This window comes from Brevundimonas sp. P7753 (assembly GCF_013386595.1).
GTDB classification, from domain to species: Bacteria; Pseudomonadota; Alphaproteobacteria; order Caulobacterales; family Caulobacteraceae; genus Brevundimonas; species Brevundimonas bullata.
In genome coordinates, this window is sequence record NZ_JACARP010000042.1 from 1 (window position 1) to 24923 (window position 24923).

Genomic DNA, 24923 nt, shown 5'->3' on the forward strand with positions numbered 1-24923 from the left:
GACGGGGCGGAAGCCCCAGCGCGGGAGGGGGTGGTCATGGCTGCGACCGACGTTCCTATGTGGGCCGATGGGATCGCCACGGACGGCGAAAACGTCGCCATGGCTCAGAAGGCCGAGGCGGACCACGGCGGCCACTATTGGGCCGTGGACGGGGGCAATGGCGGCCTAGATTGGGAGCCGACGCACTTCATTTCGCTGGACGCCCTCACCCCCCGCCATGAAGCCCCAGCCCCCCGCCAGGAACTCGCGCCCTATACCGAAGACCTGAAAGGCATCAAGGCGGCAATGCTGGCAGATGAAGCCCCAGCCGAGGGGGCGGGGGAGGTGCTGATGTTGGAGGGGAACCCGTTCGGAACCGGCCTTTCAGAGCCGCGCCTTGTCCGCGCCCGTTCGTCTGCGCCGGAAGCCCGCGATGAAGCGCTAGGAAATCTGCTGGCAGTCATTCACGGCGACGGCGGACACAGGGCACTGGAAGTCGGAACCAAACAGGCTGCGCTTGAGGCTGAAAAGATCGTTGCTGGTTTATTTGCCGCCCCGAGCGCCGACAAGCTGCGGGAGGCTATGAAGACGGCTTGCGATTTGCTGGCAGGACGAACCTACGGCCATGCTGCTCGCTCGCCGGGACATAATGCGCGACTTGTCCTTGAACACGCCCTCTCCACCCCTGACGCCCTGAAGGGGGATGCGAAATGAGCGGTCTCTATCACGGCGACTGCCTCGACATCCTCCCGGCCATCGCGACCGGAAGCATCGACCTGATCCTGGCCGACATGCCCTACGGCACGACTCGATGCGCGTGGGACAGCCATATCGACCTGCAGCGGTTGTGGCCCGAACTCAAGCGCGTGTCGAAAGGGGCGATTCTGCTTTTCGCGCAGACGCCTTTCGACAAGGTGCTGGGGGCCAGCAATCTGCCAATGCTCCGCTATGAATGGGTCTGGGAGAAGACGCACGCGACCGGCCATCTGAACGCCAAGCGCGCGCCGCTCAAAGCCCATGAGAACGTGCTGGTATTCTACACCAAGGCCCCGACGTTCAATCCGCAGAAGACATCGGGCCACGTTCGCAAATCAGCGGTGAAGCGCGGGGACGTCACGCCGGTCTATGGCGCACAGACCTTCGCGCCTATCAGCTACGACAGCACGGATCGCTACCCCCGTTCGGTCCAGGCCTTCGCCAGCGACAAGCAGAGGTCGAAGCTGCATCCGACCCAGAAGCCGCAGGGCCTCTGCGAGTATCTGATCCGCACCTACAGCAATCCCGGCGACGTGGTTCTTGATTTCTGCATGGGGTCGGGAACGACCGGGGCTGCGGCTCATGCCGAGGGGCGCCGCTTCATCGGGATCGAAAGCGATCCGGCCCACTTCGCGACTGCGCAGTCGCGGGTCTCGACCATAAGGAAAGCCGCATGACCGCCCCCACCACCCGAGAGACAGCCGACCATGCGGAACTGCTGGAGAAGCTGAAACGCGTCAAATACGTCCGTGAGGCGCACGACGAGCCCCACGGAACCTATGATCAACCGTGCGACGCTGACGATTACGGAGCGGAGGCGGTCCCGGTCAATCCAGACGGTGAAGCCGCCGCCGACGCCCTCGAAAATCTCCTGTCCGAGATAGCGGCGCTGCGTGGGGATTTGACTGTCTCGCGCGACGATCTCGACCAGTTGCAGGCGCATTTTCGGCAGCGGGACCGCGAGGCCACCCAAGCCGAGCGCCAGCGCGACGAGTTGCGGAAGGCGTTGGAGGGTGCGCTGCCTCAGCTTGAGGTGCTCCACAGCATCCTTTCCAGCAAGGAAACGCGAGCTGTCGTGTGGCGCGAAATCACTAAGGGACGCCAAGCCCTCGCCAGCCAGGGAGCCGACCCCACGCCGGTCAAGAAAGAGCGCGCTTGGATTTGTCCGCAGGACAACACGCCATGCCCTCCCGAGTGCGACAGCGACGACCGCCGCCACTGCGCTTCCGTCGCTTGCAATGAGCAACCAGAATGACCGACCTTAGCGCGCTCATCGAACTGGTCGAACACCGCATCGGCCAAGACTTTGACGGTGAATGCCACCTGACCGAAGCCGAAGCTCGCCAGATCGCCGCAGCCATCCGCGATCTGACGGAGTGGCGTGACATTGCGACGGCTCCGAGGGATGGCCGAGAAATCATCCTGAGACGCTGTAAGCGCGTGGGCGCTGCGAGTTGGATCGAGTGGCCAGAGTCCGCGTCCGAAGAAGCGGGGCAGGGATGGACCATTGGATACGATGGGGACTGCTGGGACGGCGATAAATCTCCCGCCCACTGGCTCCCCCTCCCATCCGCCCCTAACCAAGCAAAGGAGGCTGGAGAGTGATGGTTCATTCCGCCGAAGACGGCTTCATACCTGTTGATGGTGCATCCATCGTCCGCGACTATTGGTCCGCAATCTGCGACTGCGATTGGCATCAGGTGCCGGAGGACGTTCGGGACACCTATGAGGACGCGCTCATTTCTCAGGGGCTGGCTGTCTGGGACGCCGTCGATGACGACGATCTGGACAACCCTTTCGCCGAAGAGATTGGTATCGTTCCGGGTGGATCGGTCCTGCGCCTCACGCCAGCAGGTCGAGCCGCTTTCGTCAGCCCTATCCAGCACGGGTACGAAGGCGCTGAAAGCGGCGAAGTCTCCCCTAATCTCAAAGCCAAGGCACAGGGAGAGGGCGGATGACTGACCGCATCGCCATGATCGTCGGCTACGGCGTCATGTGGTTATCGGCCAGCGCCATCGTCGCCTTAGCTGCTGGTGTCCTCATGCAGTTGATCTGGGTCCGCGTTATCCGGCCTGCACACCTGATGGCCGACTATCAGGAGTGGCGACGCGCGAGGGCTTCAGGCGCTTGGCAATGGCCGCGCATCGTGACCCGCACCCCCACCACGCCCCCTGATGGAGAGGGACGATGAGCGCCGCGAACGACAGCACGCCGACCCGCCGCGTCCGTCTGGAGGGCGCCGCCGACATCGCCAGCTATCTCGGCCGGCCCGAGCGTTGGGTCTATCACGCCCGAGAGAAGGGCTGGTCCTGCCCGATCAGGAAGCGCGACGGGATCGGGCTCTATGCCTTCCCCGACGAGCTGGACGCGTGGCTGGAAGCTGACGAGACCCTAGCCCCGAACGTGCGGGCCGCGTGACAGATGACATCGGCGGCCTGACGTGCCTGTATGCGGCACGCTCAGGGGCTTCGCATGGCTAACGTCCGCAAGATCAAGAACCGGCCGCGCCAGGACGGTAGCGTCAAGGTCAGCTGGCGCGCGACCTGGGCTGGCCCTGACGGCGTCAGGCAGTCCAAGAACTTCGACCTGAAGGGCGAGGCGAAGGCCTGGCTGGACAGCGTGTCGGCAGGGCTGGTCGGCGGGTCGTCCACCATGACAGTGACGCAACTGGCCGAAGCCCATATCGCCAACTTCCACGGCCTGGTCAGGGCGGGCGCCCGGCGCACCGGGACGGCGGACGGCTATCAGTCGATCCTCGATACCCATATCCGCGACCACAAGATCGGACGCACCCGGCTCTCCAACCTGCGGTCGCCCGACATTCAAGGCTTCCTTGATGAGGTCGTCCAGAGTGGCGGCTCCATCAACCTCGCACGCCAGATCAGGCGCTCTCTGGTGACGTGGTGCCGGTTCGGAGCTCGCCGCGGCTGGCTGTTGGCGAATCCGGCTCAGGCCTGCGCCGTCGAGGGCGATGGGGAAAAGGCCGACAGCGAGCCCTTCTCTTTGCCGTCGAAGGATCAGCTCGCCGCCCTGGTGAAGGCCGCGACCGAGAGCACCAACCCTGAACGCGATAGCGCCGTTGTGCGCATCCTCATGTTCGGCGGGCTGCGGATCTCGGAAGCTCTTGGCATGGCAGACGACGCCGCAGCTGTTCGGACGACGGGCGGCAAGCTGCGCGTGAAGGAGCGGCTAGACCGGACGCATCGGACGCTGGACCCTCCGAAGACGAAGAAGGGCCAGCGCGACGTGCCTATCGGGCAGACGACGGCCCTGGCCGTTCGCGCCTGGCGCCTGAAGCGCGGGCCGGTCGGCCACTTCCAGCACGTAGACGGCCGCCGGGAGCGCCGACTGATGCCGGGCCGGCTGTTCCCGAACCCGAAGACCGGCGAGGGCGTCTGGGGCTATGAAGACTTCATCCGCGACTGCTGGATGCCGCTGATGCGCGCCGCCGGGCTGGTGATGATGCTGCCCGACAGCAAGGGCAAGAACCGCCCGGTTGCCGAGTTCAAGCCCCACGTCCTGCGCCATGTCGCCGTCAGCCTCTGGCTGGCGCAAACGCCGCAGCCCAAGCCGAAGAAGGTTCAGGAGCTGGTCGGACACGCTACGCTGAAGATGACGATGGACACCTACGGCCATCTTTGGCGGGACGAGGAAGAGGACGACGCCATCGCCCAGGCAAGCGAGCGCCTGATTAGCTGAGAGCGCCGCGCCAGCGCCGCAAATCCGGCAAGGTGTTGGAATTGCTCAGGGCGTCTCAGACTTAAAATCTGCCGACTTCGGTCTTGCGGGTTCGACCCCCGCCGCTCGCACCACTTCCATTTCACAGGCTTGGTTGTCGTTGCGGGGACCCGAGGGCTCGACGCGTCCGAGGTGTATGGCTAGGCTTGGGCGATGAAGAAGATGCCCCTGAGCGAAGTCCTTCTCTGCATCATTCTGGTCATCGGCGCGATCGGGGCCGCACTGTCGGTCCTGGCCATATTCGCGGCTCTGGGGGTCAGCCTCTACGCGGCTCTGTTGGGTTGATCCGATCCCTTGTCTTGGCGCCGTAACGCTGCGGGGGTAGGCAAGCTGCACCTTTAGTGTTTCCGGTGTTCAAGATGATCTTCAGCCGCGTTCTGGCTCCGACCCTGGCGCTCGCCCTTCTGGCCGGTGCGGCCCTTCCGGCCATGGCGCAGCAGGCGGCTCAGCCCATGGCGGCGACGACATCGGCTGAGCGCGCCGCGCCGGCCCTGGTCGTGACCCTGGTGGTCGATCAGTTGAGCGCCAACCTTTTCAACCAGTATCGCAGCCAGTTCACCGGCGGGTTGAAGACCCTTGCCGATCAGGGTCTGGTGTCGATCAACGGCTATCAGACGCACGGCGTCACCGTGACCTGCGCCGGGCATTCCACCGTCCTGACCGGCGTCCATCCGACGCACAGCGGCATCCCGGCCAACGACTGGATCGACACCACGACGGGTCAGGAGACCTATTGCCTGGCCGCGCCGCAGAACACCCTGGCGCACGGCAGGAACACCGACAACGGCCCGGTCGGGCCGGATATGCTGAAGGCCTCGACGCTCGGCGACTGGCTGAAGTCGGTCAGCCCGACCAGCCGCGTCTTCGGCATTTCCGGCAAGGATCGCGGGGCCATCAACCTGGCCGGGCACAAGGGCGACGGCGCCTTCTGGCTGACCGAGGGCTTCGGCTTCACCACCTATGTCGAGCCGGGTCAGTCGGCGGAAGCCAAGCTGGCGCCCGTCGCGGCGATCAATGCGCGGATGATCGACCGCTTCTCGCGTCAGGCGCCGACCTGGACCTATACGAATGACGCCTGCCGTCGTCTGGAAGGCCAGTGGGTCATCGGCGGGCAGACCTTCAACTCGACCCTGCCGCCCGCCAATGATAGCATCGAGGGATCGCCCCTGCTGGATGAGCTGACGCTGGAGGGCGCCGCCGAGTTGCTGGACAGTCAGCAACTGGGCCGTCGCGGCGTCACCGACATGCTGGGCGTCAGTCTGTCGGCCACCGACAAGATCGGTCACGGCTATGGCACGCAGGGCCCCGAGATGTGCGAGCAGATGCTGCGTCTCGATGCGGCGCTGGGCGTCTTCCTCGACAAGCTGGCGACCGTGCCGGGCGGCGTGGTCGTGGTGCTGACCGCCGACCATGGCGGGTCGGACTTCCCCGAGCGGTCCTCGGTCGAGGGCTATCCGGCGGCGGGCCGTGTGGACCGCGCCCTGATGCCGCGCGTCAATGATGCGTTGAAGGCCCGCTTCAATCTGGACGCCAATCCGCTGGCGTCGTCGGCGGGCGGGCTGATCGTCGTCGACAAGGACAAGAAGTCGCTGGCCGAGCCGCTGCGCAGTCAGGTCATGGCCGCGGCTGTCGAACTGCTGAACCAGGAGCCGCAGGTGGCGTTGGCGGTGTCGCGCGACGAACTGCTGGCCGAGCCGGCGCCCGCCTCGGACAATCCCGAGGAACTGAGCCTGCGTCAGCGCCTGCGCCTTTCGGCGGTGGCCGGGCGCTCGCCGGACATCATGCGATCCTATCAGCCTGGCCTGACCGGCGCGGGCCGGGTGGGCGGCGCTATTTCCAGCCACGGCTCGCCCTGGGACTATGATCGTCGCGTGCCGATCATCTTCTGGTGGCCGGGCGCCCAGGGTCAGGAGCGCTTCCTGCCGATGCGGACCATCGACATCGCCCCGACCCTGGCCCACCTGATCGGGGTCAAGCCGACGGACGAAGTGGACGGTCGCTGCATGGACCTGCCGCAGTTCGCCACGGGGCGTTGCGAGGCCCAAAAGCCGTAAAGTCGTGTTTCAGGGCTCATAAACTCGTGTTTCGGGCCGGGGGCGTGGTCTTACGCCCCCGACGTTTCGTTGGCACAAGGGATCAAGGCCTCTGAGGGGAGGCCATGGCCGTCAGAGCCGCTTTGAGGAAACACCATGAACAGAGCCCGCCGCGCGCGCATCGTCGCGACCCTTGGACCCGCGAGCCGTGCGCCCGCGACCGTCAAGGCGCTGGCCCAGGCCGGGGTGGACGTCTTCCGCCTGAACTTCAGCCACGGCTCGCACGAGGACCACGCCGCCGCCTTCAAGGCCGTGCGCGGCGCCGAGATCGCGCTGAAACGCCCGCTGGGCATTCTGGCCGACCTGCAAGGGCCGAAGCTGCGGCTGGGCCGGTTCGCCGATGTCGAGATCGCCATCAAGCCCGGGCACAGGATGCGCTTCGATCTGAACCCGGAGCCGGGTGACGAGACGCGGGTGCAGATGCCGCACCCGGAAATCTTCAAGGCCCTGCGCACCGGCATGCTGCTGCTGATCGACGACGGGCGCATTCGTCTGCGGGTCGGGGAACGCTCGGATGAGTGGGCCGACGTCACGGTCGAGAGCGGCTCCAAGCTGTCGGACCGCAAGGGCGTGGCCGTGCCGGAAGCGGTCATTCCCGTCTCGGCCCTGACGCCCAAGGATCGCGAGGACCTGGCCTTCGCCCTGCGCCTCGGCGTCGACTGGGTGGCGCTCAGTTTCGTGCAGCAGGCCGAGGACATGGCCGAGCTTAAGCGGATCGTGAACGGGCGCGCCGCCTGCATGGCCAAGATCGAGAAGCCCCAGGCGCTGAACGATCTGGAGAGCATCCTCGACTACTGCGACGGCGTCATGGTCGCGCGCGGCGACCTGGGCGTGGAGATGGAGCCGGAAGAAGTGCCGGTGGCGCAGAAGAAGATCCTGCGCGCCGCCCGCCAGCGCGGCGTGCCCGCCATCGTGGCGACGCAGATGCTGGAGTCGATGACCAGTTCGCCGGCCCCGACGCGGGCCGAGGCGTCCGACGTGGCCAACGCCGTCTATGAGGGGGCCGACGCCTTGATGCTGTCGGCGGAGACGGCGTCCGGCGACTATCCGATGGAGGCGGTGCAGATCATGAACCGCATCATGGAGCGGGTGGAGCGCGACCCCCTGTGGCCCGGCCTGATGGACGCCGAGCACGCGGGCATGGATATCCACGACGTCGACGCCCTGGTGGCGGCGGCGCGCAAGGCGGCGGAGGCGGCCTCGACCGCATGCATGGTGGTGTTCACGACCCTGGGCGGCACGGCGCGGCGGATGTCGCGCGAGCGGCCCTTGCAGCCGGTGCTGGCCCTGACGCCCAAGCCCGAGACGGCGCGTCGTCTGGCCCTGGTCTGGGGGCTGGAGCCGCGTCTGGGCGAGCAGCCGACCTCGCTGGAAGGCCTGACCGAGGATGCTGTCGAAAGCGCCATGATCTATGGCCTGGCCGAGGCCGGGCAGCGCATCCTGATCCTGGCAGGAACGCCTTTCGGCGCGCCGGGGGCCGCGAATCTGTTGCGTCTGGCCCATGCTCCGGCCCATGTTGCGGGAAAGGTGAAGCGCGGCCAGGACTGAGGTATGAATCCTCCCCTGTGCAGCGTCAGCGAAACGGGGGAGGGGGACCGCGCAGCGGTGGAGGGGGCGACCCTGAAACGCAGAGCCCGGCTTCCGCCCCCTCCACCATCCTTCGGATGGTCCCCCTCCCCCGCAAAGGGACGGGGGAGGATCGGAGAACGAATGATCAAATACATCGGCTCAAAGCGCGCGCTTCTGGGCCATGTGACCGGAGCGGTGCGCGCCGCCCTGCCGGACGGCGGGACGGTCTGCGACCTGTTTTCCGGCTCAGCCCGCGTCGGTCATGCCTTGAAGGGGCAGGGCTTCCGCGTCTGGTCCAACGACCACAACGCCTATGCCCACACGCTGGCCACGGCCTATGTCCAGGCCGACCGTGAGCGCTGGGAGACGCAGGCCCAGGTCATCCTGACCGAGTTGCGGACGGTGACGCCCGAGGCCGGCTGGTTCACCAAGGCCTTCTGCGAGGACGCCCGCTTCTTCCATCCCGACAACGGCGCCCGCATCGACGCCATGCGCGCCCGCATCGAGACCATGGGCCTGGAGCCTGAGCTGAAGGCCGTGGTTCTGGTCGCCCTGATGGAGGCGGCGGACCGGGTGGATTCCACCGCCGGGTTGCAGATGGCCTATATGAAGCAGTGGGCGCCGCGCGCGTTGAAGCCGCTGGAGCTGCGGCTGCCGGACCTGTTGCCGGGCGTGGCGGCCGGACCGTGCAAGGCGACGCAGGGCGACGCGGTCGAGATCGCCGATCAGGTCGAGGCCGACCTCGTCTATCTGGACCCGCCCTATAACCAGCACTCCTATCTGGCCAACTACCATTGCTGGGAAAGCCTGATCCTGTGGGACAAGCCCGAGACCTACGGCATCGCCAACAAGCGGGTGGACGTGCGGACCCGCAAGAGCCCGTTCAACAGCCGCCCCGGCATCGGCCCGGCCCTGCAATCCGTGGTCGAGCGGCTGAAGACGCCCAACCTGATCGTCAGCTTCAACGACGAGGGCTATCTGAGCCGCGACGACCTGACGGCCATGCTGTCGGCGCGCGGTCATGTGCAGGTGGTCGAGATCCCGCGCCCCCGCTACGTCGGCGCCCGCATCGGCATCCATAACCGCAAGGGCGAGAAGGTCGGGGCCGTCGGGCGGCTGCGCAATGTCGAGCATCTGTTCGTCGTGACGCAACAGCCGTTGAGCCTGCCCGTCGCCGCCTGAGGCGGAACCAATCTCGCAAGGTCGGGATTGTTTTCCGCATGACCATGCCGTCGCAACGCCCATCCTCGACCCGGCGTCTCGCCTCCAAAGGGCTGCCCAGCTGGGCGATCCTGCTGGCCGGGCTCGCGGTCGCGGTGGTGATCGCCTTGCTGGTCGGCGGCGCTCTGGGACTTTAGGCGCTTTTCCCTTTCGTCATCCCAGCGTCATCCCGGAAGCGGCGCAGCCGCTATCCGGGACCGCAAAAAGCACCGAGCGTCAGCGTATTGGGCGGTCCCGGCTCTGCGCCTCGCTGTGCGAGGCTCCGGCCGGGATGACGGTTTCAAGCCTCCGCCAGCAAGGCCTTGATCGGCGCCCAGCTGGGGCGATGCGCAGGGCAGGGGCCGAGGGTTTTCAGCGCCTGCTGGTGCAGGGGGGCGTTGTAGCCCTTGTGGCTGGCGAAGCCGTAGCCGGGGTATTGTCCGTCCAGCTCGATCATCAGCCGGTCGCGCGCCGTCTTGGCCAGGATGGAGGCCGCCGCGATGGACAGGGACAGGCTGTCGCCCTTGACCACGGTGGTCACGTCGCAGGGCAGTTTGAAGCGGTAGTTGCCGTCCACCAGGGCGATGGCGGGCTGGATGCTCAGGGCCTCGATGGCGCGGCACATGGCCAGGCCGGTGGCGTGCAGGATGTTCAGCTCCTCGATTTCCTCGACCGAGGCGAAACCGACGCCCCAGGCCAGGGCGCGGGCCTTGATCTCGGGTTCCAGCGCAGCGCGGCGTTTCTCGGTCAGGGCCTTGGAATCATCGATGCCGGGCGGCAAATCGTCGGGGTTGAGGATCACCGCCGCCGCCGACACCGGCCCGGCCCAGGGGCCCCGCCCCGCCTCGTCCACGCCGCAGACGGGGCCGTTCCAGGTCGCGCGGGCCTCAAGCTCCAGCATCAGGGTGGGGAAGGGGCGGTCGATCTTGGTGGCGGCTTTGGGCGGCTTCATCGCGCGTCAGTGCCACGAACTTCTCCATGGCGGAAGCACGTCGTCTGGTGGTCGTTGACCATGCCGACGGCCTGCATGAAGGCGTAGGTGATGACCGGGCCGCAGAATTTGAAGCCGCGGGCCTTTAGAGCCTTGGCCGTGGCGACGCTTTCAGGAGTCTGGGTCGGGGCTTCGCGGAAGTCGGTCCACTGGTTCACCAGCGGCTTTCCATCGACGAAGGACCAGAGCCAGGCGGAGAAGTCCTCGCCGTCGTCGCGCATCTCCAGCCATATGCGGGCGCCGTTGATGGCGGCGTCGATCTTGGCGCCGGAGCGGATGATGCGCGGGTCGGCCAGCAGTCGGGCGCGGTCGGCCTCGCCATAGCGGGCGACGATCTCGGGATCGAAGCCGTCGAAGGCGTCCCGCATTCCCTCGCGCTTTCTCAGGATGGTGATCCAGGCGAGGCCAGCCTGGAAGCCGTCCAGCACCAGCTTCTCCCACAGGGCGCGGGGGTCGTGCTCGGGCACGCCCCATTCCTCGTCGTGGTAGGCGATGTAGAGCGGATCGGTGGTTCCGCACCAGCCGCAGCGGCCATCACTCTTGTCGGCAGAGGCTTTCTCGGATTCGGTCATGCCGGGATGTTGCCGAAATGTTCTGTCGGGACAAGTAAAAAGGCCCGGCGTCTCCGCCGGGCCTGGAGGTGTGCGTCGGCCAGCGGAAGGGCCGGATCAATGCGAGGGCGTTACGGCGGCGGCGGGGTGGGGCTGGCCGAAGGTTGGGACCGCCTCAACCGCCAGGGCGATCAGCAGGGCTCCGCAAAGCCCGACGGCGAAGCCGGACACGCGTTGGACAGCGAGGGAGTAGAGATTGAACATGGTTTGGTCCTGAAATGTGATGCGGGGTGGGAAGGCTTAGCGGAACCAGGCGGCGGCCTGGCTGGGGCAGGGAAGGGTCATGACGGCCAGGAAGATCAGCAGGCCGCCGCAGCCGCCCAGGGCGAAGTCGGAGACGCGTTTGGCCGCTTGGCCCATGCGGTTGGCGCAGGTCATTGGGTTAGTCCTCTGAATGTCGGTGTTTTTTAGGGAGAGGGCGGGTGTGCAGGTCCGCCCAAACCTGAAGTCTGGCTACTGAACGAAGATGGCTGAGATCGGTCGGCCGAAGAGGCGGGCGATGCGGAAGGCCAGAGGCAGGGAGGGGGCGTAGCGACCCTTCTCCAGCGCCTGGACGGTCTGACGGGAGACGCCGAGCTGTTCGGCGAGGTCGGCCTGGGTCCAGTTGCGCTCGGCGCGGCAGACCTTGAGGCGGTTGACGAACTCGCTGGTCATCGGCGGGCCACCCACCAGCCGCACCAGGCGAGGGTATAGCCGACGGCCTGGGCCGCCAAGGCGGCGATCAAACCTGCGGCGATCAATGCGGCGTCGGTGTGCGGCACGCGAGCCGGCAGAAGGTGGACGCCGTTCAGGGCGGCGATGACGACGGCGGCGCCGCCGACGATGAAGCCCAGGTTGCCGCCCCACCACCAGGCCCACTTGTGGGCTTCCTTCGCGGCCTCATCGAGGCTGCGCCACCAGTAGAGAGTGTGCAGGACCAGGAAGACGGCCAGGCCGGCGGCCAGGACGACGACGCCGATCGACGGCGCCTGGCCCCAGGCCGAGGGCCAGAAGGGGGTGGCGGCGGTGGCGCTGACGCCGATGACGGTAAGGGCGCACAGGCCGACCGCCAGATCGTCCATCGTCTTCCTGTCGACGGCGGTCGTCGTGGTTGCGGTGTTCATGACAAGCTCCCCTGTCGTTGTGACAAGTGAACTTTACCAACGCTGCGCTTTGCATCAAGCGACTTTTACATCATGACAAGCAGATTTTCCGTTAAGTCAAAATTAGCCTTGAAAATCAGGGACCCAATCGGGCTTTTCGACGCGCACAGGACGGCCCTCGACGCTCAGATCACCCTCCAGACGGTCCCGACGCATCAGGGCGATGGCGCGGCCGTCGGCGCCGGTCATGACCTCGCCGGCGCGAAGCTCGCCGTTCAGCACCTCGGCGCCGCGCTCGGGGGCGGGGCCGTCGAAGGCGATGGCCATCATGCGGTTCTTGATGGTGCCGCGCCGCTTCATCCGCGAGGTCGTCTCCTGACCGATGAAGCAACCCTTGTGGAAGTCGATGCCGTTCAGCAGGTCGAAGTTCGCCTCGATCGGATAGGTCTTGTCGAGGAGGGTGTCTGCGGTGGGATCGGGCACGCCGAGGGCCAGGCGGTGGGCCTGCCAGTCGGCCTCGGTCGCGTCGGTCTCGCACTGATCGCCCCAGCGGCGTCCGCCGAGCGTCGGGAGGCGGGGGTCGGGGATGAAGCCCTCGGGGATGTCGCCGCCCCAGGCGACGAAGACGGCGTCGGGGAGGGGCATGACCTCGACGTTGGAGCGCAGTTTGTACATGGACAGGCGCTGGACCAGGGCGTCGCGCCGCTCGGCGGCGACATCCAGCACTACGCCGTTCTCTTCGCCCCAGATGAAGAGGTCGAACAGCAAGCGTCCAGGCGGGGACAGCAGCGCGCCGAAGCGAAGCTCTCCGGGCGTCAGGGTCTCCACGTCCTGCGTCAGCAGGTTGTGCAGGAAGGGGCAGGCGTCAGGGCCGGTGACGCGGATCAGGGCGCGGCTGTCGAGGCGGGCGATGGACATACGGCCAAGATAGGGACGGGGAGGGGGAAGCGACAGGGTCTCTTTCTTCCCCACGCGCGGCGGCGCCCTTTGGCATTTTGAGCCTTTCAAGGCTTACCGATCCGCCGCCCCCTCCGTCACGCCGCTGCGCGTCGCGCCACCTCCCCATGGAATGGGGAGGAACGAAGGGGATCAGTTGACCGCATACCGCGCGACAACCCCGTCGGGCTGGAAGTCGTGCTGGTCCAGCCGGTCCAGCGAGGCGATCATGCGGGCGACGAAGTCCTGAGGGTCGCCTTCCTCGACGGCGGGGCGCAGCCAGTCGGTCACGACGGCGCGGGCCGGGTAGGTGCCGACCGGGCCGGGGACGCTGAGGGCGACCTCGATGCCTTCGGCGATCCAGCCGGCGACGGTGGCGAAGACCTCCATGCTCGCGAGGAAGTCGGAGCGGCGCACGACATAGAGGGTGATCTCGCCGCGCTCGACGCCGTCGGGGCGGATGATGACGCCGCTGCGGTCTGGGCGCCAGTCGTCGGACAGTTCGACCGCCCGCCACAGGCAGAACCAGACGCGGCAGGTCGGGGGCCGGATTTCGTGCACCGAACAGCCGGCCCCGTCGACGCAATAGCCGCAAAGCTCGCCCGTCGGCTTGGCCAGTTCGGGCAGATCCAGCGGAATGACGCGGCAGCACTCGACGCAGCCGCCGCAGGTCCGGTCGGGAAGGAGGGGAAGGCTCATGAGCGGGGTTTAGCGCAGGATTGGCGGGAATGCGCGCCCGCGCTCGCCGGGGTCGGAGCGCAGGGCGGGACTGGGGTCAGGACAGCAGCCAGCCGAAGGCGAAAACCAGGCTGGTCGAGAGGGTGAAGCCGCCCAGAGCCCAGAGCCCGGCGCGCACGGCGCCCACGCCGTCCAGCCGCATCAGCCAACGGTGCTGGATGACCAGGTACCAGAGGGTGGTGGCGGCGATCACGGCCAACCCGGCCAAGGTGGCCGTCTCGCTGGGATAGCGGATGCCCGCGGCGCCCAGGCTGACCAGGATGGCGGTGGCGCCGGAGAGATAGCATTGGGCGAAAAACGGCGTGCGCAGGGTTTCGCGGTCGATCCGCTTCTTCTCCAGCTTGAGCGAAATCCAGGCGAAGGCCAGGGCGTGAAGGCTGAACAGCAGGGCGCGAAAGGCGAGCACCGTCTGTTCGCTATGCATGATGGCCTGGGCCAGGTGCGAGCGCGGCGCCGCGTCCGGCATGCCCATGGCCAGCTCCAGGCCATGGGCGAGCAGGAGGCTGAGCACCAGGAACAGCGGCGGGCTCAAGGTCTCCAGGTACTGTTTTTCGGGCTTGTCGCGCTGTTCCTGATCGGAATAGCGCATCGTGGCCAGCGGGCGCGTGAGGGTGGTCCACAGGGTGCGCGGATAGAAGAGCAGCCACGACATCACCTCGTAGAGCAGTTCCTCCACGGACCGCAGGATGGTCAGCACGTTCATGGTCCGGCTCCCTCAGCGACGCGAATGCTAGCAGAGGGCGCCCGGTTGCGCAGCGGTCAGGGCGAACTTCGCTCACGGAACCGGCGTCACGTCTTATCTACGCTGAATTCCGTAGAGAATCCCTCTAGGGTCGTCTGATGCATGGGCGTTTCCCGATCCTCTATATCGCCGAGGCGGACGCTGAAGAGGCGGTCCTCTCGTCGGGCACGCTCGCCCATCTGGTCGAGGCCATCCCGCACGCCACCTTCACTGTCGTCGGTTCGGCGGCCAGCGCACCCCTGTTTGCGGACACGCCCCGGCTGGAGCGGCTGATCGTTCTGGACCGCGACGGGCGCTGGGACTGGATCGCCCTGTGGAACCAGGTGCGCGAGACACACTGGGGGCTGGTGGCCGACATGCGCGGCTCGACCCTGTCGGGCAAGCTGCGACGCCAGAAGCGGGCGGTGAAGGGCAAGGTCTTGCCCGACGTCCATCTGGTCGAGCAGGCGGCGCGGGTGCTGCAACTGGACGAGATTCCGGCGCCGAAACTGTTCGTCGGACGCGATACGCAGGAAGCCGCCGACGCCCTGATCCCGCCGGGCGAAGGTCCGATCCTGGCCATCGGGCCGGGCGTGGACTGGATCGGCAAGCGCTGGCCCGCCGACCGCTACGCCAAGGTGGCCCTGTCCCTGCTCGGCGAAGGGGGACCCCTGGCCGGGGGGCGGCTGATGATCGTCGGCGAAGAGGCCGACCGCGACGCGGCCCACTCGATCCGCTTCGCCGTCAAGCGCGAGCGGGTGATCGAACTGCAAGGCCGGCTGACGCGGTTGCAGACGGTCGCGGCCCTGTCGCGCGCTGACTTCTATATCGGCGGTGACTCGCTGTGGACCCAGTTGGCGGTGGCGGCGGGCGTGCCGACGGTGGCCGTGTTCGGTCCCTCGGACGAGGTCCTGCGTCGTCCCTGGACCGGGGTGGCGGTGCGCGGTCCGCGCAGCCTGCAAGAGTTCATCGACATGGACCCGCGCCTGAACCAGCACATCCAGCACATGATGGACCTGCCCTATGAGCGGGTGTTGAAGGCGTCGAAGAAGCTGCTGGCGCAACTGGCCGACTGACCCTTCCTGAGTGGGCGAGGGGTTGTCCCATGAGGCGTCAGGCGCGCATAAGCGCTCGACCTCAGGAGATGCGCCAATGACCCAGACCTATGACCTGATCGTGCGGGGCGGCGAAGTCGCCAACCACGCCGGACGCGGCATGGCCGACGTCGGCGTCATCGACGGGCGCATCGCCTTCATCGGCGATCTGTCCCAGGCCTCGGCGGGCGAGGTGTTCGACGCCACGGGCCTGACCGTCCTGCCGGGCGTCATCGACACCCAGGTCCATTTCCGCGAGCCGGGTCTGGAATGGAAGGAGGACCTTGAGACGGGCAGCCGCGCGGCGGCCCTGGGCGGCGTCGTCGCCGTGTTCGAGATGCCGAACACCAATCCCAACACGACCGACCCGGACACCATGGCCGACAAGCTGGTCCGGGCGAACAACCGGATGTGGACCGACCACGCCTTCTACGTCGGCGGCACCCATGAGAACGCCGAGTATCTGGCCGATCTGGAGCGCCTGCCGGGCTGCTGCGGGGTCAAGGTCTTCATGGGCGCCTCGACCGGCGACCTGCTGATCGCCGACGACGAGGGGGTGAGGAAGGTGCTGTCGAACGTGCGCCGTCGCGCCACCTTCCACTCCGAGGACGAATACCGACTGGTCGAGCGCCGCAGCCTGGCCCGCACCGGCGACTGGACCAGCCACCCCGAGGTCCGCGACGCCGAAAGCGCCATCATGTCCACGCGCCGTCTGGTCGGCCTAGCCAAGGAGACCGGCGCCCGCATCCACGTCCTGCACGTCACGACCAAGGATGAGATGGAGTTCCTGCGCTTCCACAAGGATGTCGCCACCGTCGAGATCACGCCGCAACACCTGACCCTGGTGGCCCCCGAAGCTTACGAACGTCTCGGCGCCTACGCCCAGATGAACCCGCCGATCCGCTCGCAGGAGCACGTCGACGCCCTGTGGCTATGGGGCATGCAGCAGGGCGTGGCCGACGTGCTCGGCTCGGACCATGCGCCGCACACGAAGGAAGAAAAATCCAAGCCCTATCCGGCCTCACCGTCGGGGATGCCGGGGGTGCAGACCCTGGTGCCGCTGATGCTGACCCATGTGGCCAACGGGCGTCTGTCGCTGGAGCGTTTCATCGACCTGACCTCAGGCGGGGCGCAGCGGGTGTTCGGCACGGCCAACAAGGGGCGGATGGCCGTCAGCTATGACGCCGACCTGACCATCGTCGATCTGAAGGCGAAGAAGACCATCGCCCACGATCAGCAGGCCAGCCGCTGCGGCTGGACGCCCTTCGACGGCTTCGAGACGACCGGCTGGCCGGTGGCCACCATCGTGCGCGGCCGCGTGGTGATGAAGGACGGCGAACTGATCGGCCAGGCGCATGGCCAGCCGGTGCGGTTCCAGGAGACGCTGGCGGGGTGAAAGGCCTGATCGGTTCCGCATGGTTGGCTATGGTGTCGGCCGCTCTGGCGGGGTGTTCTACCGAGGAAGCCTCTGTTCTTGCGCCGTGTGAGATCCGAGAGATTGCGCGGGTGTGCGATGTCGAGAGCAACGAGCGGTTCGTCAGCGTGAGTCGAACATCTGCGCCTTGCTTGGCTGGCGTAACGGTGGACGGTGTAAACGTATCTATTCCGTACCAGCCTCTTCGAAGTATCGGCGACGCCGAGCTTGAGGGCATCGAAGCGGCCACGGGCTATGATGAGTATTTGATCAGTCTGCTTCCATCTAGGCCTGTCGCAGACAGCGCGACTCCCGGCGTGCTGTACGCCTGTTCTGAAATGTGCCGCGCCGTCATGTCGTGGCGAGGCTACGCCGTGGTTGTGTCCTGGGGTGATGTCAAAGCGAACCCAGGCGCTGTTATGAAGTCGGCAATAGCTTCGCTTGATGCGTGGGCGGCACAATGCAGGGAGGGGGCTCGATGAGAGGCGCTGCATCGAAACCCGACGCGGTTGCTCCGGTCTTTCGCTCTCGCCTGGGCCTGATCGGCTTCGGCGCCTTTGGGCGGCTGACGGCGCGGCATCTGTCGCCCTGGTTCGACATTCTCGCCTATGACCCGGCGGCCAGCGACGGCGAGGGGCTAGTGCGGCTGACGACGCTGGAAGAGGCGGCGGCCTGTTCGGTGGTGGTGCTGGCTGTGCCGGTCGAGGTATTGACCCATACGGTTGCGGCCATCGCGCCGCATCTGGCGTCCGGCGCCCTGATCCTCGATGTCGGTTCGGTGAAGGTGAAGCCGGCCAAGGTCATGCTGGAGGGCCTGCCCGAGGGTGTGCAGATCGTCGGAACCCACCCCCTGTTCGGTCCCCAGAGCGGCAAGGACGGCATCGCGGGCCTGCGCATCGCCGTCTGTCCGGTGCGCGGCGACAAGGCGGCGTGGCGCGTGGCCGCCTTCTGTCGCAAGGCGCTGGGGCTCAAGGTCTTCGTCGTCACGCCCGAGGATCACGACCGCGAGGCGGCCACGGTCCAGGGCCTGACCCACCTGATCGCCAAGGTTCTGCTGGCCATGGAGCCGCTGCCGACACGGATGACCACGACCAGCTTCGAGCGCGTCATGCAGGGCGTCGACATGGTCCGCCACGACAGCGCAGCGGTGTTCCGCGCCATCGAACACGACAACCCCTACGCCGCCGAGGTGCGGCGGCGGTTCTTTGACCTGGCGGAGCAGGCGAGGGCGGAGCTGGACGGGTAGGCTTCACCTTTCCTCCCCACTCTGTGGGGAGGGGGACCACGAAGTGGTGGAGGGGGCGGCACAGACGGTTAACGTAGAGTCGCCCCCTCCGTCACGTCGGCTGCGCCGCCGCGCCACCTCCCCATGAAATGGGGAGGAACGAACGATTACCGCCTCTTCAGCACGAAATCCGCCACCGCCTCGACCACGCCGGGGGCCAGCGGCAGGGCCGGGTCCATATAGGTGGCGACATTGGCGGCGCGGTCGGTGGGCGCGGTCTTCAGCACATGGTTGACGCCGTCCCAGACGACGAGGTCGGCGCGCGGCTGGGCGGCCTTGATCGCCTGGGCGTCGGCGACGCTGACCTGAAGGTCGGTGGTCCCCTGACCGACGAAGATGGGTCCGTCGTAGGCGGCGGCCAAGTCAGCTGGGGCCAGCGTCAGCCAGGAGATCAGATAGGGCTGGACCGAGGGACGGAACAGGGCGGTCAGTTCGGCGGGCGGGTCCGCCACGGTGCGGCCGGCCTCAACCTCGCTCAGGACGTCGTAGGCGCGGGTCTTCAGCGGCTCGGGCAGGGCGGCCAATTGTTCGCGCAGCACCACGCCCGCCGGACGACCGGCGCCGGACAACAGGACCAGGCCGCAGATATTGTCGTCGTGGCTGGCGACCGCCTTCAGGGCGACCAGCGCGCCTTCGCTGTGGCCGATCAGCCAGGCGCAGGGATGGCCCGTCTTCGCAGCCGCCTCTGCGGCCCAGGCGCGGGCGTCATCGGCATAGGTGTTGAAACGCAGGTCGGTCTCGGCGGGCCCCGCAGCCGCGCTCTCGCCGATGCCGCGCTTGTCGATGCGGATCGTGGCGACGCCGCGTTCGGCCAGCCCCTCGGCCAGCAGGCGGTAGGAGGCGGCCTTGATGCCGAACTGGGCGCTGTTCCCGTCACGGTCGGTTGGGCCGGAGCCGGGCAGGATGACGGCGGCGGCGCGCGTCTGACCCTCGGGCGTCAGCAGGGTCCCGTGGAGAGCGGCGGGCGTCGAGGCCAGCTCGACCGGCGTCGAGACCGGCGAGAGCAGCAGGGCGGCGGCGAGGGTCAGCATGGTCGTCTCCGTCGTGGGATTTGCAGAAGGGTCAGAAGGGCTGGCGGTCTGGGTCGGCGCGCCAGACGCGCCAGCTTTCGAACACCGACCAACCGGCGGCGATCAGGACGCCCGCGATCAGCAGGCTGAAGCCCAGCGGCTGGGGCAAGACGGGGGCGGTGATCAGACCGGCGAGGCCCAACCAGAAGAAGAGGCGACCCGCAAGCCGGTTTGAGCGATCCCAGGCCAGGCGGCTCTTGTAGTTCCAGGGCGTGCGGACGCCGATGATGGGATTGGGCGCGATGCGGCCCATGAAGGCGCCCATGACCGCGAACAGCAGGCTCATCATGGCGGCGGTCATGCCCATGGACACGCCCGGCTGCGCGGCGCCGCGTCCGAGGATCATCCAGACCATGAAGGCGCTGGTGCCGACGATGGCCAGGAGGGAGACCATCTGGCCGATCTCCAGACCGCGCCGTCGGGCGTCGTCGGGCGTGCGCTTGGCGTACCAGCTCATCGGCCCGGCGGTGATGGCGGCCATGACGGCCATGAAGCCGATCAGGCTGGCCAGTTCGCTGCGGTCGCCCCAGCGGTCGGGCTGGCCGTGAATGTCGAAATGCATGGGGACTGGCCCGGCCGGACCTGTGACCTGAACGCCGATGGCGACCGCGGCGAGGCCAACGACCGTCAAGGCGGTCAGGGCGTCCAGCACGGTGAAGCGGGTCTTGATCATTTCGGCGTCTCCTCCTCGTTCGTCCTGCCTGTTCCGCTGAGGTCCATGAGGAAGGCCAGGGCCTCCTCTACCGCCGAGATCTCCAGCCGGTAGCGGATCGACTGGCCGTCGCGCTCGGGGCTGACCAGGCCGGCCTCTTTCAGCGCGTTGAGGTGGCCGGTGATGGTCGGCCAGCTCATGTGGAAGGCGGCGGCGATGTCGCCGGACGCCAGAGGTCCTGCTCGCAGCATGGCGATGATGCGGCGCCGCACCGGATGGGACAGGGCTTTGAACAGGCTGTTCATAGGGAAGAAGCTAATTAGGGTTTTGGCTAAATGCAATCCGTGTTTGGCGAAGCCGAGGCGGCGCGTGCCTCCTCAGACCGTTCATCCCGGCGTCGACTGCGCCCTTTCCGGGATGACGGGCGAGGGGGAGCGGCCTATGGCTCAGCCCGTTTCGAGTTGAGGAGAGGCCCATGGACATCCGCGATCAGATCGTTCTCATCACTGGCGGCGCGCGTGGCGTCGGCGCGGCGGCGGCGCGGGCCTTTGCCGGGCAGGGCGCACGGGTCGTGATCAACTGGCGGGCCAGCGGCGAGCAGGCGCAAGGCTTGGCGACCGAGCTGGGCGAGCGAGCTGTCGCTCTGCAGGCCGATGTGACCGACCGCGCGGCGGTCGAGGCCATGGTGGCGAAGGCGCAGGTCCATTTCGGCGCCCCGATCAGCACCGTGGTCAACAACGCCCTGGACTACAGCTTCAACGGCGACGCCCGGGCGCAGATGGCCGACATTCCGTGGGAAGACATGGCGCGTCAGTTCTCGACCGTGATCCGGGGGGCGCTGAACGTCATTCAGGCGACGGCGCCGGGCATGAGCGCGCAGAAGTTCGGCCGGGTGGTCAACATCGGCACCAACCTGTTCCAGAACCCGGTGGTGCCCTATCACGACTACACCGCCGCCAAAGCGGCTTTGCTCAGCCTGACGCGGACGGCGGCGGGCGATCTGGGGCCGTCGGGCATTACGGTCAACATGGTCTCGGGCGGCTTGCTGCGGACCACGGACGCCAGTGCGGCGACGCCGGATGCGGTGTTCGACCTGATCGCCGGGATGACGCCGCTGCGCTCGGTGACGACGCCGCAGGAGTTCGCCGACGCGGTGCTGTTCTTCGCCTCGCCGTGGAGCCGGGCGGTGACGGGGCAGAACCTGGTGGTCGACGGCGGGCTGGTTCGGGGCTGAATATGAAAAGGCCCCGCCAGTTCGCTGGCGGGGCCTTTTGCTTTTAGCGGCGAACCGGGTTCGCGCCCTCGAAGGTCATGAAAGGGGCGGGGCCGCCGCTGCCGAAACGCATGACGTCGTAGCGTTCGGGGGCGTAGCCGGGGGCCTCCATGCCGGGCGAGCCGGTCGGCATGCCGCCCACGCCGATACCGCGAGAGGCGCCCGGCGTCTGCAGGAAGGCGTTGACGGCGGCGGCGGGGACGTGGCCCTCGATCACCTTGCCGTCGACGACGGCGGTGTGGCAGGACCACAGGGATTGCGGCACGCCCAGACGGGCCTTCACCGGGGCCAGATCATCGGTCGGGACAATTGTGATGGCGTAGCCGGCCTTGCGCATATGCTCGACCCAGCCGCCGCAGCAGCCGCAGGAATCGCTCTTGTAGACGGTCATGTCCGAGGCCTGGGCCACAGTCGGCAGGCCGTTCAGCAGGAAGCCCGCGCCGCCCAGGATGGCGGCGCCGAAGGCGAGGGTGGCGATCTTCATCTTCTTCATGCTCAGGCGGCCTCAGCCGGATAGCCGGCGGCGTCGAGCGCGGTCAGCAGGGTTTGACGGTCAGCGCTGGTCGTCACCTCGACGCGGCAGGCCTCGATGTCGGCGGTGATTTGGGCCGAGGCGTCGACGGCGTGAATGGCCTTCTCGACGCTGGCGACGCAGCCGCCGCAGCGGATCTTGGGAATGGTCAGGGCGATCATGGGGTGACTCCTTGGGAAGCGGCGGCGGGCGAACCCGCCAGGTCGGACAGGATGGGGCAGTCGGGGCGGTCGTCGCCGGCGCAGCAGCGCGACAGGTCGCGCAGGGCGTCGGCTATGGCCTGCATCTCCTTGATGCGGGCGTCGAGGTCGGCGACGTGCTTCTCGGCCATGGCCTTGACCTCGCGGCTGGGCCGGTTGCGGTCGCGCCACAGGGACAGCAGGCGACTGATCTCCTCGACCGAGAAGCCCAGGCTGCGGGCGCGTCGGATGAAGCGCAGGTCGTTGAGGTCGCGCTCGTTGAAGTCGCGATAGTTGCTCTCGGTCCGCTCGGACGGTCGGATCAGGCCGACGGTTTCGTAATAGCGGATCATCTTGGCCGAGACGCCGGTGGCGAGAGAGGCCTTGCCGATGTTCATCGGGCGGCTCCTTCAATGTGAGGTTTGAAGGCGCGCAGGCGCAGGGCGTTCAACACGACGCTGACGCTGGACAGGGCCATGGCTCCCGCCGCCAGCATGGGCGACAGCATGTAGCCGAAGGCGGGATAGAGGACGCCCGCCGCGACCGGGATCAGCAGGACGTTGTAGCCGAAGGCCCAGGCCAGGTTCTGGCGGATGTTGGTCATGGTGGCGCGCGACAGGCCGATGGCGCTGACCGCGCCGCGCAGGTCGCCGCCGGTCAGGACCACGTCGGCGCTTTCGATGGCTACGTCGGCGCCGCCGCCGACCGCCAGACCGACGTCGGCGGTGGCCAGGGCCGGGGCGTCGTTGACCCCGTCGCCGACGAAGGCGACGCGGCGACCCCCGGCCTTGAGGGCGTTGATGGCGGCGACCTTGCCGTCGGGCATGACCTCGGCATGGACCTCGTCGATGCCCAGCAGGCGGGCGACGGCGGCGGCGGTGCGGCGGTTGTCGCCGGTGATCATCGCCACCTTCAGCCCCAGGCCATGCATGGCCTGGATGGCGGCGGCGGTGGTCGGCTTGATCGGATCGGCCACGGCGATGACGGCGGCCAATTTGCCGTCGATGGCGGCGTAGAGGGGCGTCTTGCCCTCGTCGCCCAGATGGGCGGCGGCGTCAGCGAAGACGGCGACATCGTGGCCCAGCTCGGCCATGTAGCGGTCGGCGCCGACCGCGATGCGGCGGCCCGCGACGACGCCCGCCACGCCCTTGCCGGGCACGGAATCGAAGGTCTCGGGACGGGCGATGATCAAGCCGCGCGCGGCGGCGGCCTCGACCAGGGCGCGGGCGACGGGGTGTTCCGACTGTCCCTCGATGGCGGCGACCAGGGCCAGGACCTCGTCTTCAGCGAAGCCCTCGGCCACGGTCAGGTCGGTCAGCTCGGGGCGCCCCGCCGTCAGGGTGCCAGTTTTGTCGAAGGCGATGACCTGGACCCCTTGCAGGGCTTGCAGCGCCTCGCCCTTGCGGAACAGGACGCCCAGTTCAGCGGCGCGGCCTACGCCCACCATGATCGAGGTCGGCGTGGCCAGACCCATGGCGCAGGGGCAGGCGATGATCAGCACCGACACGGCGGCGACCAGGGCCATGCCGAGCGCCGGATCGGGCGCGAACAGATACCAGACGGCGAAGGTCAGGACGGCGATGGCCATGACGGCGGGGACGAACCAACCGGTGACGCGGTCGACTAGGGCCTGAATGGGCAACTTGGCGCCCTGGGCGGTTTCGACCATGCGGACGATCTGGGCCAGCACCGTCTCGGCGCCGACCTGCTGCGCCTCGAAGCGGAAGGCGCTGGTGGTGTTCAGGGTGCCGCCGACGACCTTGGCGCCCGCGCTCTTCTCGACGGGGATGGGTTCGCCGGTCAGCATGGATTCGTCGAGCCAGGACGAGCCCTCGGTCACCACGCCGTCGACGGGGACGCGCTCGCCGGGGCGCACGACGATGATGTCGCCGGCCTGCACGGTGTCGATCGAGACATCCTGTTCGACGTCGTCGCGCACGACGCGGGCGGTTTTAGCCTGCATCGACATCAGGCGGCGGATGGCCTGACTGGTCTGGCCCTTGGCGCGGGCCTCGATCCAGCGCCCGACCAAAATCAGCGTGACGATGACGGCGGCTGCCTCGAAATAGACGTTGGCCGTGCCGGAGGGCAGCAGGCCGGGGGCGAAGGTGGCGACCGTCGAGAAGGCCCAGGCCGCGCTGGCGCCCAGCACCACCAGGGAGTTCATGTCCGGCGCGCGGCGCAGCAGGGCGGGCACGCCCTTGCGGAAGAAGATCAGGCCCGGAACGAACAGGACAAAGCTGGCCAGGACGAAGCTGATCAGCCGCCAGGTCTGCGTGCCGATGGTCTGCTCCAGCCAGTGATGCATGCCGGGGATGAAGTGCGAGCCCATCTCCAGCACGAACAGGGGGAGGGTCGCCACGCCAGCGATCAGGACGGCGCGCCCCAGGTTGCGGATCTCGGCGGCGCGGGCGGCCTGTTCGCGGTCGCCTGCGTCGGCGTCGGCCTGATCCGGTTGTTCGAGAACATAGCCCGCCTGCTGCACGGCGGCGGCCAGGTCGCGGAAGGCGACGGCGCCGGAGAGGAAGCGGACGGTCGCCCGTTCGGTGGCCAGGTTGACGCTGGCGCCCAGGACGCCGGGCACGGCGGCTAGGGCCTTCTCCACCCGACCGACGCAGCTGGCGCAGGTCATGTTGCGGACCGGATAGGCGACCTCTTCCTCCAGCGGCTCATAGCCGGCGGCGCGGATGGCGGCGGCGACCGCGCCGGGCGAACCGTCGGCGTTCAGCGACACCTGCGCCCGCTCGGCGGCCAGGTTGACGTTGGCTTCGGTCACGCCGGGCACGGCGCGAATGGCCTTCTCGACCCGGCCGACACAGCTGGCGCAGGTCATGCCGAGGACCGGCAGGTCGAGGATTTTCAGGGAGGCGGCGGACATCGGCGGAGCCTTTCGTCGTTTACAGCCTGATCCTTCTAAACCTTCCCGTCATAGGAAGGTCAATGCCCCAAAAGCGAGGTGATGATCCCCTCGCGCTCGGCGCGATAGTCTTGGACCTGTCTGTGGCGTCCT

Annotated in this window: 33 protein-coding genes; 17 read left to right on the plus strand and 16 right to left on the minus strand. The window is 67.7% G+C overall.

Features of this window, described 5'->3' with window-relative positions; all coding sequences use genetic code 11:
• The 13 genes from HX774_RS09145 to HX774_RS09200 all read left to right on the plus strand — a co-directional run.
• The coding region (locus HX774_RS09145) for a hypothetical protein (RefSeq protein ID WP_218650358.1) at positions 1-693 on the plus strand (693 nt) is incomplete at its 5' end.
• Entirely contained in the window at positions 690-1412 is a 723-nt protein-coding gene (locus HX774_RS09150) for a site-specific DNA-methyltransferase (RefSeq protein WP_178826174.1), read from the plus strand. The genes HX774_RS09145 and HX774_RS09150, both read left to right, overlap by 4 nt.
• On the plus strand, positions 1409-1990 hold the full coding sequence (locus HX774_RS09155; protein WP_178826176.1) for a hypothetical protein: 582 nt from the start codon (positions 1409-1411) through the stop codon (positions 1988-1990). The genes HX774_RS09150 and HX774_RS09155 overlap by 4 nt, the downstream gene beginning before the upstream one ends.
• Complete coding sequence (locus HX774_RS09160; RefSeq protein ID WP_178826178.1) at positions 1987-2340, plus strand: hypothetical protein; 354 nt, start codon at positions 1987-1989, stop codon at positions 2338-2340. The genes HX774_RS09155 and HX774_RS09160 overlap by 4 nt, the downstream gene beginning before the upstream one ends.
• Positions 2337-2693: a hypothetical protein gene (locus tag HX774_RS09165; RefSeq protein ID WP_178826181.1), complete on the plus strand. Its 357-nt coding sequence runs from the start codon at positions 2337-2339 to the stop codon at positions 2691-2693. The genes HX774_RS09160 and HX774_RS09165 overlap by 4 nt, the downstream gene beginning before the upstream one ends.
• On the plus strand, positions 2690-2926 hold the full coding sequence (locus tag HX774_RS09170; RefSeq protein WP_178826183.1) for a hypothetical protein: 237 nt from the start codon (positions 2690-2692) through the stop codon (positions 2924-2926). The genes HX774_RS09165 and HX774_RS09170 overlap by 4 nt, the downstream gene beginning before the upstream one ends.
• Positions 2923-3153 carry a hypothetical protein gene (locus HX774_RS09175; RefSeq protein ID WP_178826185.1) on the plus strand — a complete coding sequence of 77 codons (231 nt, stop codon included), beginning with the start codon at positions 2923-2925 and terminating at the stop codon, positions 3151-3153. The genes HX774_RS09170 and HX774_RS09175 overlap by 4 nt, the downstream gene beginning before the upstream one ends.
• A gap of 54 nt (positions 3154-3207) precedes the next feature.
• Entirely contained in the window at positions 3208-4434 is a 1227-nt protein-coding gene (locus HX774_RS09180) for a tyrosine-type recombinase/integrase (protein WP_178826187.1), read from the plus strand.
• Between the two features lie 192 nt (positions 4435-4626).
• Complete coding sequence (locus tag HX774_RS20060; protein WP_255500293.1) at positions 4627-4758, plus strand: hypothetical protein; 132 nt, start codon at positions 4627-4629, stop codon at positions 4756-4758.
• 74 nt (positions 4759-4832) lie between these two features.
• Complete coding sequence (locus HX774_RS09185; RefSeq protein ID WP_178826312.1) at positions 4833-6527, plus strand: alkaline phosphatase family protein; 1695 nt, start codon at positions 4833-4835, stop codon at positions 6525-6527.
• A 135-nt stretch (positions 6528-6662) separates the two neighbouring features.
• Complete coding sequence (pyk, locus tag HX774_RS09190) at positions 6663-8114, plus strand: pyruvate kinase (RefSeq protein WP_178826189.1); 1452 nt, start codon at positions 6663-6665, stop codon at positions 8112-8114.
• A gap of 162 nt (positions 8115-8276) precedes the next feature.
• Positions 8277-9317 carry a DNA adenine methylase gene (locus HX774_RS09195; RefSeq protein WP_178826191.1) on the plus strand — a complete coding sequence of 347 codons (1041 nt, stop codon included), beginning with the start codon at positions 8277-8279 and terminating at the stop codon, positions 9315-9317.
• A gap of 38 nt (positions 9318-9355) precedes the next feature.
• Positions 9356-9493 (plus strand): hypothetical protein, encoded by a 138-nt coding sequence (locus tag HX774_RS09200; protein ID WP_162790554.1) that lies wholly within the window; start codon positions 9356-9358, stop codon positions 9491-9493.
• A 143-nt stretch (positions 9494-9636) separates the two neighbouring features.
• Here the strand turns inward: HX774_RS09200 and HX774_RS09205 are convergent, their stop codons facing one another.
• The 9 genes from HX774_RS09205 to HX774_RS09245 form a co-directional block, all read right to left on the minus strand.
• Positions 9637-10287 carry a ribonuclease HII gene (locus HX774_RS09205; RefSeq protein WP_370523438.1) on the minus strand — a complete coding sequence of 217 codons (651 nt, stop codon included), beginning with the start codon at positions 10285-10287 and terminating at the stop codon, positions 9637-9639.
• The gene (locus HX774_RS09210; RefSeq protein ID WP_178826193.1) at positions 10284-10898 is read right to left on the minus strand and encodes a DNA-3-methyladenine glycosylase I; all 615 of its coding nucleotides are present in this window, start codon (positions 10896-10898) and stop codon (positions 10284-10286) included. Before HX774_RS09210 ends, HX774_RS09205 begins: the two co-directional genes overlap by 4 nt.
• 96 nt (positions 10899-10994) lie before the next feature.
• Entirely contained in the window at positions 10995-11141 is a 147-nt protein-coding gene (locus HX774_RS09215; RefSeq protein WP_178826195.1) for a hypothetical protein, read from the minus strand.
• Between the two features lie 36 nt (positions 11142-11177).
• Entirely contained in the window at positions 11178-11315 is a 138-nt protein-coding gene (locus HX774_RS09220) for a hypothetical protein (RefSeq protein WP_178826197.1), read from the minus strand.
• A gap of 75 nt (positions 11316-11390) precedes the next feature.
• Entirely contained in the window at positions 11391-11591 is a 201-nt protein-coding gene (locus HX774_RS09225) for a helix-turn-helix transcriptional regulator (RefSeq protein ID WP_178826199.1), read from the minus strand.
• A complete protein-coding gene (locus HX774_RS09230) occupies positions 11588-12040 on the minus strand; it encodes a hypothetical protein (RefSeq protein ID WP_178826201.1) in 453 nt (150 codons plus the stop codon). The genes HX774_RS09225 and HX774_RS09230 overlap by 4 nt, the downstream gene beginning before the upstream one ends.
• 102 nt (positions 12041-12142) lie before the next feature.
• A complete protein-coding gene (locus HX774_RS09235) occupies positions 12143-12937 on the minus strand; it encodes a folate-binding protein YgfZ (RefSeq protein WP_178826203.1) in 795 nt (264 codons plus the stop codon).
• Positions 12938-13108: 171 nt separating this feature from the next.
• Positions 13109-13654 carry a hypothetical protein gene (locus HX774_RS09240; protein ID WP_178826205.1) on the minus strand — a complete coding sequence of 182 codons (546 nt, stop codon included), beginning with the start codon at positions 13652-13654 and terminating at the stop codon, positions 13109-13111.
• A 76-nt stretch (positions 13655-13730) separates the two neighbouring features.
• Positions 13731-14396: a hypothetical protein gene (locus tag HX774_RS09245; protein ID WP_178826207.1), complete on the minus strand. Its 666-nt coding sequence runs from the start codon at positions 14394-14396 to the stop codon at positions 13731-13733.
• A 137-nt stretch (positions 14397-14533) separates the two neighbouring features.
• Here HX774_RS09245 and HX774_RS09250 point away from each other — a divergent pair, with 137 nt between their 5' ends.
• The 3 genes from HX774_RS09250 (at position 14534) to HX774_RS09260 (ending at position 18168) form a co-directional block, all read left to right on the plus strand.
• Positions 14534-15490, plus strand: a complete 957-nt coding sequence (locus tag HX774_RS09250; protein WP_178826209.1) for a glycosyltransferase family 9 protein — start codon at positions 14534-14536, stop codon at positions 15488-15490.
• A gap of 76 nt (positions 15491-15566) precedes the next feature.
• Positions 15567-16904, plus strand: a complete 1338-nt coding sequence (locus HX774_RS09255; RefSeq protein WP_178826211.1) for a dihydroorotase — start codon at positions 15567-15569, stop codon at positions 16902-16904.
• A 496-nt stretch (positions 16905-17400) separates the two neighbouring features.
• Positions 17401-18168, plus strand: a complete 768-nt coding sequence (locus tag HX774_RS09260; RefSeq protein WP_178826213.1) for a prephenate dehydrogenase/arogenate dehydrogenase family protein — start codon at positions 17401-17403, stop codon at positions 18166-18168.
• A 146-nt stretch (positions 18169-18314) separates the two neighbouring features.
• Here the strand turns inward: HX774_RS09260 and HX774_RS09265 are convergent, their stop codons facing one another.
• From HX774_RS09265 to HX774_RS09275, 3 genes are read right to left on the minus strand one after another with little or no spacing between them, the layout of a single operon-like run.
• Positions 18315-19238, minus strand: a complete 924-nt coding sequence (locus HX774_RS09265; protein WP_178826215.1) for an alpha/beta hydrolase — start codon at positions 19236-19238, stop codon at positions 18315-18317.
• Between the two features lie 31 nt (positions 19239-19269).
• On the minus strand, positions 19270-19950 hold the full coding sequence (locus HX774_RS09270) for an SdpI family protein (protein ID WP_178826217.1): 681 nt from the start codon (positions 19948-19950) through the stop codon (positions 19270-19272).
• Entirely contained in the window at positions 19947-20234 is a 288-nt protein-coding gene (locus HX774_RS09275) for a metalloregulator ArsR/SmtB family transcription factor (protein ID WP_178826220.1), read from the minus strand. Before HX774_RS09275 ends, HX774_RS09270 begins: the two co-directional genes overlap by 4 nt.
• Positions 20235-20404: 170 nt before the next feature.
• Here HX774_RS09275 and HX774_RS09280 point away from each other — a divergent pair, with 170 nt between their 5' ends.
• Positions 20405-21163 carry a 3-oxoacyl-ACP reductase gene (locus HX774_RS09280; RefSeq protein WP_178826222.1) on the plus strand — a complete coding sequence of 253 codons (759 nt, stop codon included), beginning with the start codon at positions 20405-20407 and terminating at the stop codon, positions 21161-21163.
• A 43-nt stretch (positions 21164-21206) separates the two neighbouring features.
• Here the strand turns inward: HX774_RS09280 and HX774_RS09285 are convergent, their stop codons facing one another.
• From HX774_RS09285 to HX774_RS09300, 4 genes are read right to left on the minus strand one after another with little or no spacing between them, the layout of a single operon-like run.
• Positions 21207-21695, minus strand: coding sequence for a DUF411 domain-containing protein (locus tag HX774_RS09285; protein WP_178826224.1), 489 nt, complete (start codon positions 21693-21695; stop codon positions 21207-21209).
• A 2-nt stretch (positions 21696-21697) separates the two neighbouring features.
• Positions 21698-21895 carry a heavy-metal-associated domain-containing protein gene (locus HX774_RS09290; RefSeq protein ID WP_178826226.1) on the minus strand — a complete coding sequence of 66 codons (198 nt, stop codon included), beginning with the start codon at positions 21893-21895 and terminating at the stop codon, positions 21698-21700.
• Positions 21892-22311 carry a Cu(I)-responsive transcriptional regulator gene (cueR, locus tag HX774_RS09295; protein ID WP_178826228.1) on the minus strand — a complete coding sequence of 140 codons (420 nt, stop codon included), beginning with the start codon at positions 22309-22311 and terminating at the stop codon, positions 21892-21894. The genes HX774_RS09290 and cueR overlap by 4 nt, the downstream gene beginning before the upstream one ends.
• On the minus strand, positions 22308-24791 hold the full coding sequence (locus HX774_RS09300) for a heavy metal translocating P-type ATPase (protein ID WP_178826230.1): 2484 nt from the start codon (positions 24789-24791) through the stop codon (positions 22308-22310). The genes cueR and HX774_RS09300 overlap by 4 nt, the downstream gene beginning before the upstream one ends.
• Positions 24792-24923: the final 132 nt, after the last annotated feature.

What these genes read in the sequence shown, in the direction of transcription:
- HX774_RS09150 (WP_178826174.1), top strand. Translation starts at nt 690, where the DNA reads ATGAGCGGTCTCTATCACGGCGACTGCCTCGACATCCTCCCGGCCATC.
- HX774_RS09155 (WP_178826176.1), top strand. Translation starts at nt 1,409, where the DNA reads ATGACCGCCCCCACCACCCGAGAGACAGCCGACCATGCGGAACTGCTG.
- HX774_RS09160 (WP_178826178.1), top strand. Translation starts at nt 1,987, where the DNA reads ATGACCGACCTTAGCGCGCTCATCGAACTGGTCGAACACCGCATCGGC.
- HX774_RS09170 (WP_178826183.1), top strand. Translation starts at nt 2,690, where the DNA reads ATGACTGACCGCATCGCCATGATCGTCGGCTACGGCGTCATGTGGTTA.
- HX774_RS09175 (WP_178826185.1), top strand. Translation starts at nt 2,923, where the DNA reads ATGAGCGCCGCGAACGACAGCACGCCGACCCGCCGCGTCCGTCTGGAG.
- HX774_RS09180 (WP_178826187.1), top strand. Translation starts at nt 3,208, where the DNA reads ATGGCTAACGTCCGCAAGATCAAGAACCGGCCGCGCCAGGACGGTAGC.
- HX774_RS20060 (WP_255500293.1), top strand. Translation starts at nt 4,627, where the DNA reads ATGAAGAAGATGCCCCTGAGCGAAGTCCTTCTCTGCATCATTCTGGTC.
- HX774_RS09185 (WP_178826312.1), top strand. Translation starts at nt 4,833, where the DNA reads ATGATCTTCAGCCGCGTTCTGGCTCCGACCCTGGCGCTCGCCCTTCTG.
- pyk (WP_178826189.1), top strand. Translation starts at nt 6,663, where the DNA reads ATGAACAGAGCCCGCCGCGCGCGCATCGTCGCGACCCTTGGACCCGCG.
- HX774_RS09195 (WP_178826191.1), top strand. Translation starts at nt 8,277, where the DNA reads ATGATCAAATACATCGGCTCAAAGCGCGCGCTTCTGGGCCATGTGACC.
- HX774_RS09200 (WP_162790554.1), top strand. Translation starts at nt 9,356, where the DNA reads ATGACCATGCCGTCGCAACGCCCATCCTCGACCCGGCGTCTCGCCTCC.
- HX774_RS09205 (WP_370523438.1), bottom strand. Translation starts at nt 10,287, where the DNA reads ATGAAGCCGCCCAAAGCCGCCACCAAGATCGACCGCCCCTTCCCCACC.
- HX774_RS09210 (WP_178826193.1), bottom strand. Translation starts at nt 10,898, where the DNA reads ATGACCGAATCCGAGAAAGCCTCTGCCGACAAGAGTGATGGCCGCTGC.
- HX774_RS09215 (WP_178826195.1), bottom strand. Translation starts at nt 11,141, where the DNA reads ATGTTCAATCTCTACTCCCTCGCTGTCCAACGCGTGTCCGGCTTCGCC.
- HX774_RS09220 (WP_178826197.1), bottom strand. Translation starts at nt 11,315, where the DNA reads ATGACCTGCGCCAACCGCATGGGCCAAGCGGCCAAACGCGTCTCCGAC.
- HX774_RS09225 (WP_178826199.1), bottom strand. Translation starts at nt 11,591, where the DNA reads ATGACCAGCGAGTTCGTCAACCGCCTCAAGGTCTGCCGCGCCGAGCGC.
- HX774_RS09230 (WP_178826201.1), bottom strand. Translation starts at nt 12,040, where the DNA reads ATGAACACCGCAACCACGACGACCGCCGTCGACAGGAAGACGATGGAC.
- HX774_RS09235 (WP_178826203.1), bottom strand. Translation starts at nt 12,937, where the DNA reads ATGTCCATCGCCCGCCTCGACAGCCGCGCCCTGATCCGCGTCACCGGC.
- HX774_RS09240 (WP_178826205.1), bottom strand. Translation starts at nt 13,654, where the DNA reads ATGAGCCTTCCCCTCCTTCCCGACCGGACCTGCGGCGGCTGCGTCGAG.
- HX774_RS09245 (WP_178826207.1), bottom strand. Translation starts at nt 14,396, where the DNA reads ATGAACGTGCTGACCATCCTGCGGTCCGTGGAGGAACTGCTCTACGAG.
- HX774_RS09250 (WP_178826209.1), top strand. Translation starts at nt 14,534, where the DNA reads ATGCATGGGCGTTTCCCGATCCTCTATATCGCCGAGGCGGACGCTGAA.
- HX774_RS09255 (WP_178826211.1), top strand. Translation starts at nt 15,567, where the DNA reads ATGACCCAGACCTATGACCTGATCGTGCGGGGCGGCGAAGTCGCCAAC.
- HX774_RS09260 (WP_178826213.1), top strand. Translation starts at nt 17,401, where the DNA reads ATGAGAGGCGCTGCATCGAAACCCGACGCGGTTGCTCCGGTCTTTCGC.
- HX774_RS09265 (WP_178826215.1), bottom strand. Translation starts at nt 19,238, where the DNA reads ATGCTGACCCTCGCCGCCGCCCTGCTGCTCTCGCCGGTCTCGACGCCG.
- HX774_RS09270 (WP_178826217.1), bottom strand. Translation starts at nt 19,950, where the DNA reads ATGATCAAGACCCGCTTCACCGTGCTGGACGCCCTGACCGCCTTGACG.
- HX774_RS09275 (WP_178826220.1), bottom strand. Translation starts at nt 20,234, where the DNA reads ATGAACAGCCTGTTCAAAGCCCTGTCCCATCCGGTGCGGCGCCGCATC.
- HX774_RS09280 (WP_178826222.1), top strand. Translation starts at nt 20,405, where the DNA reads ATGGACATCCGCGATCAGATCGTTCTCATCACTGGCGGCGCGCGTGGC.
- HX774_RS09285 (WP_178826224.1), bottom strand. Translation starts at nt 21,695, where the DNA reads ATGAAGAAGATGAAGATCGCCACCCTCGCCTTCGGCGCCGCCATCCTG.
- HX774_RS09290 (WP_178826226.1), bottom strand. Translation starts at nt 21,895, where the DNA reads ATGATCGCCCTGACCATTCCCAAGATCCGCTGCGGCGGCTGCGTCGCC.
- cueR (WP_178826228.1), bottom strand. Translation starts at nt 22,311, where the DNA reads ATGAACATCGGCAAGGCCTCTCTCGCCACCGGCGTCTCGGCCAAGATG.
- HX774_RS09300 (WP_178826230.1), bottom strand. Translation starts at nt 24,791, where the DNA reads ATGTCCGCCGCCTCCCTGAAAATCCTCGACCTGCCGGTCCTCGGCATG.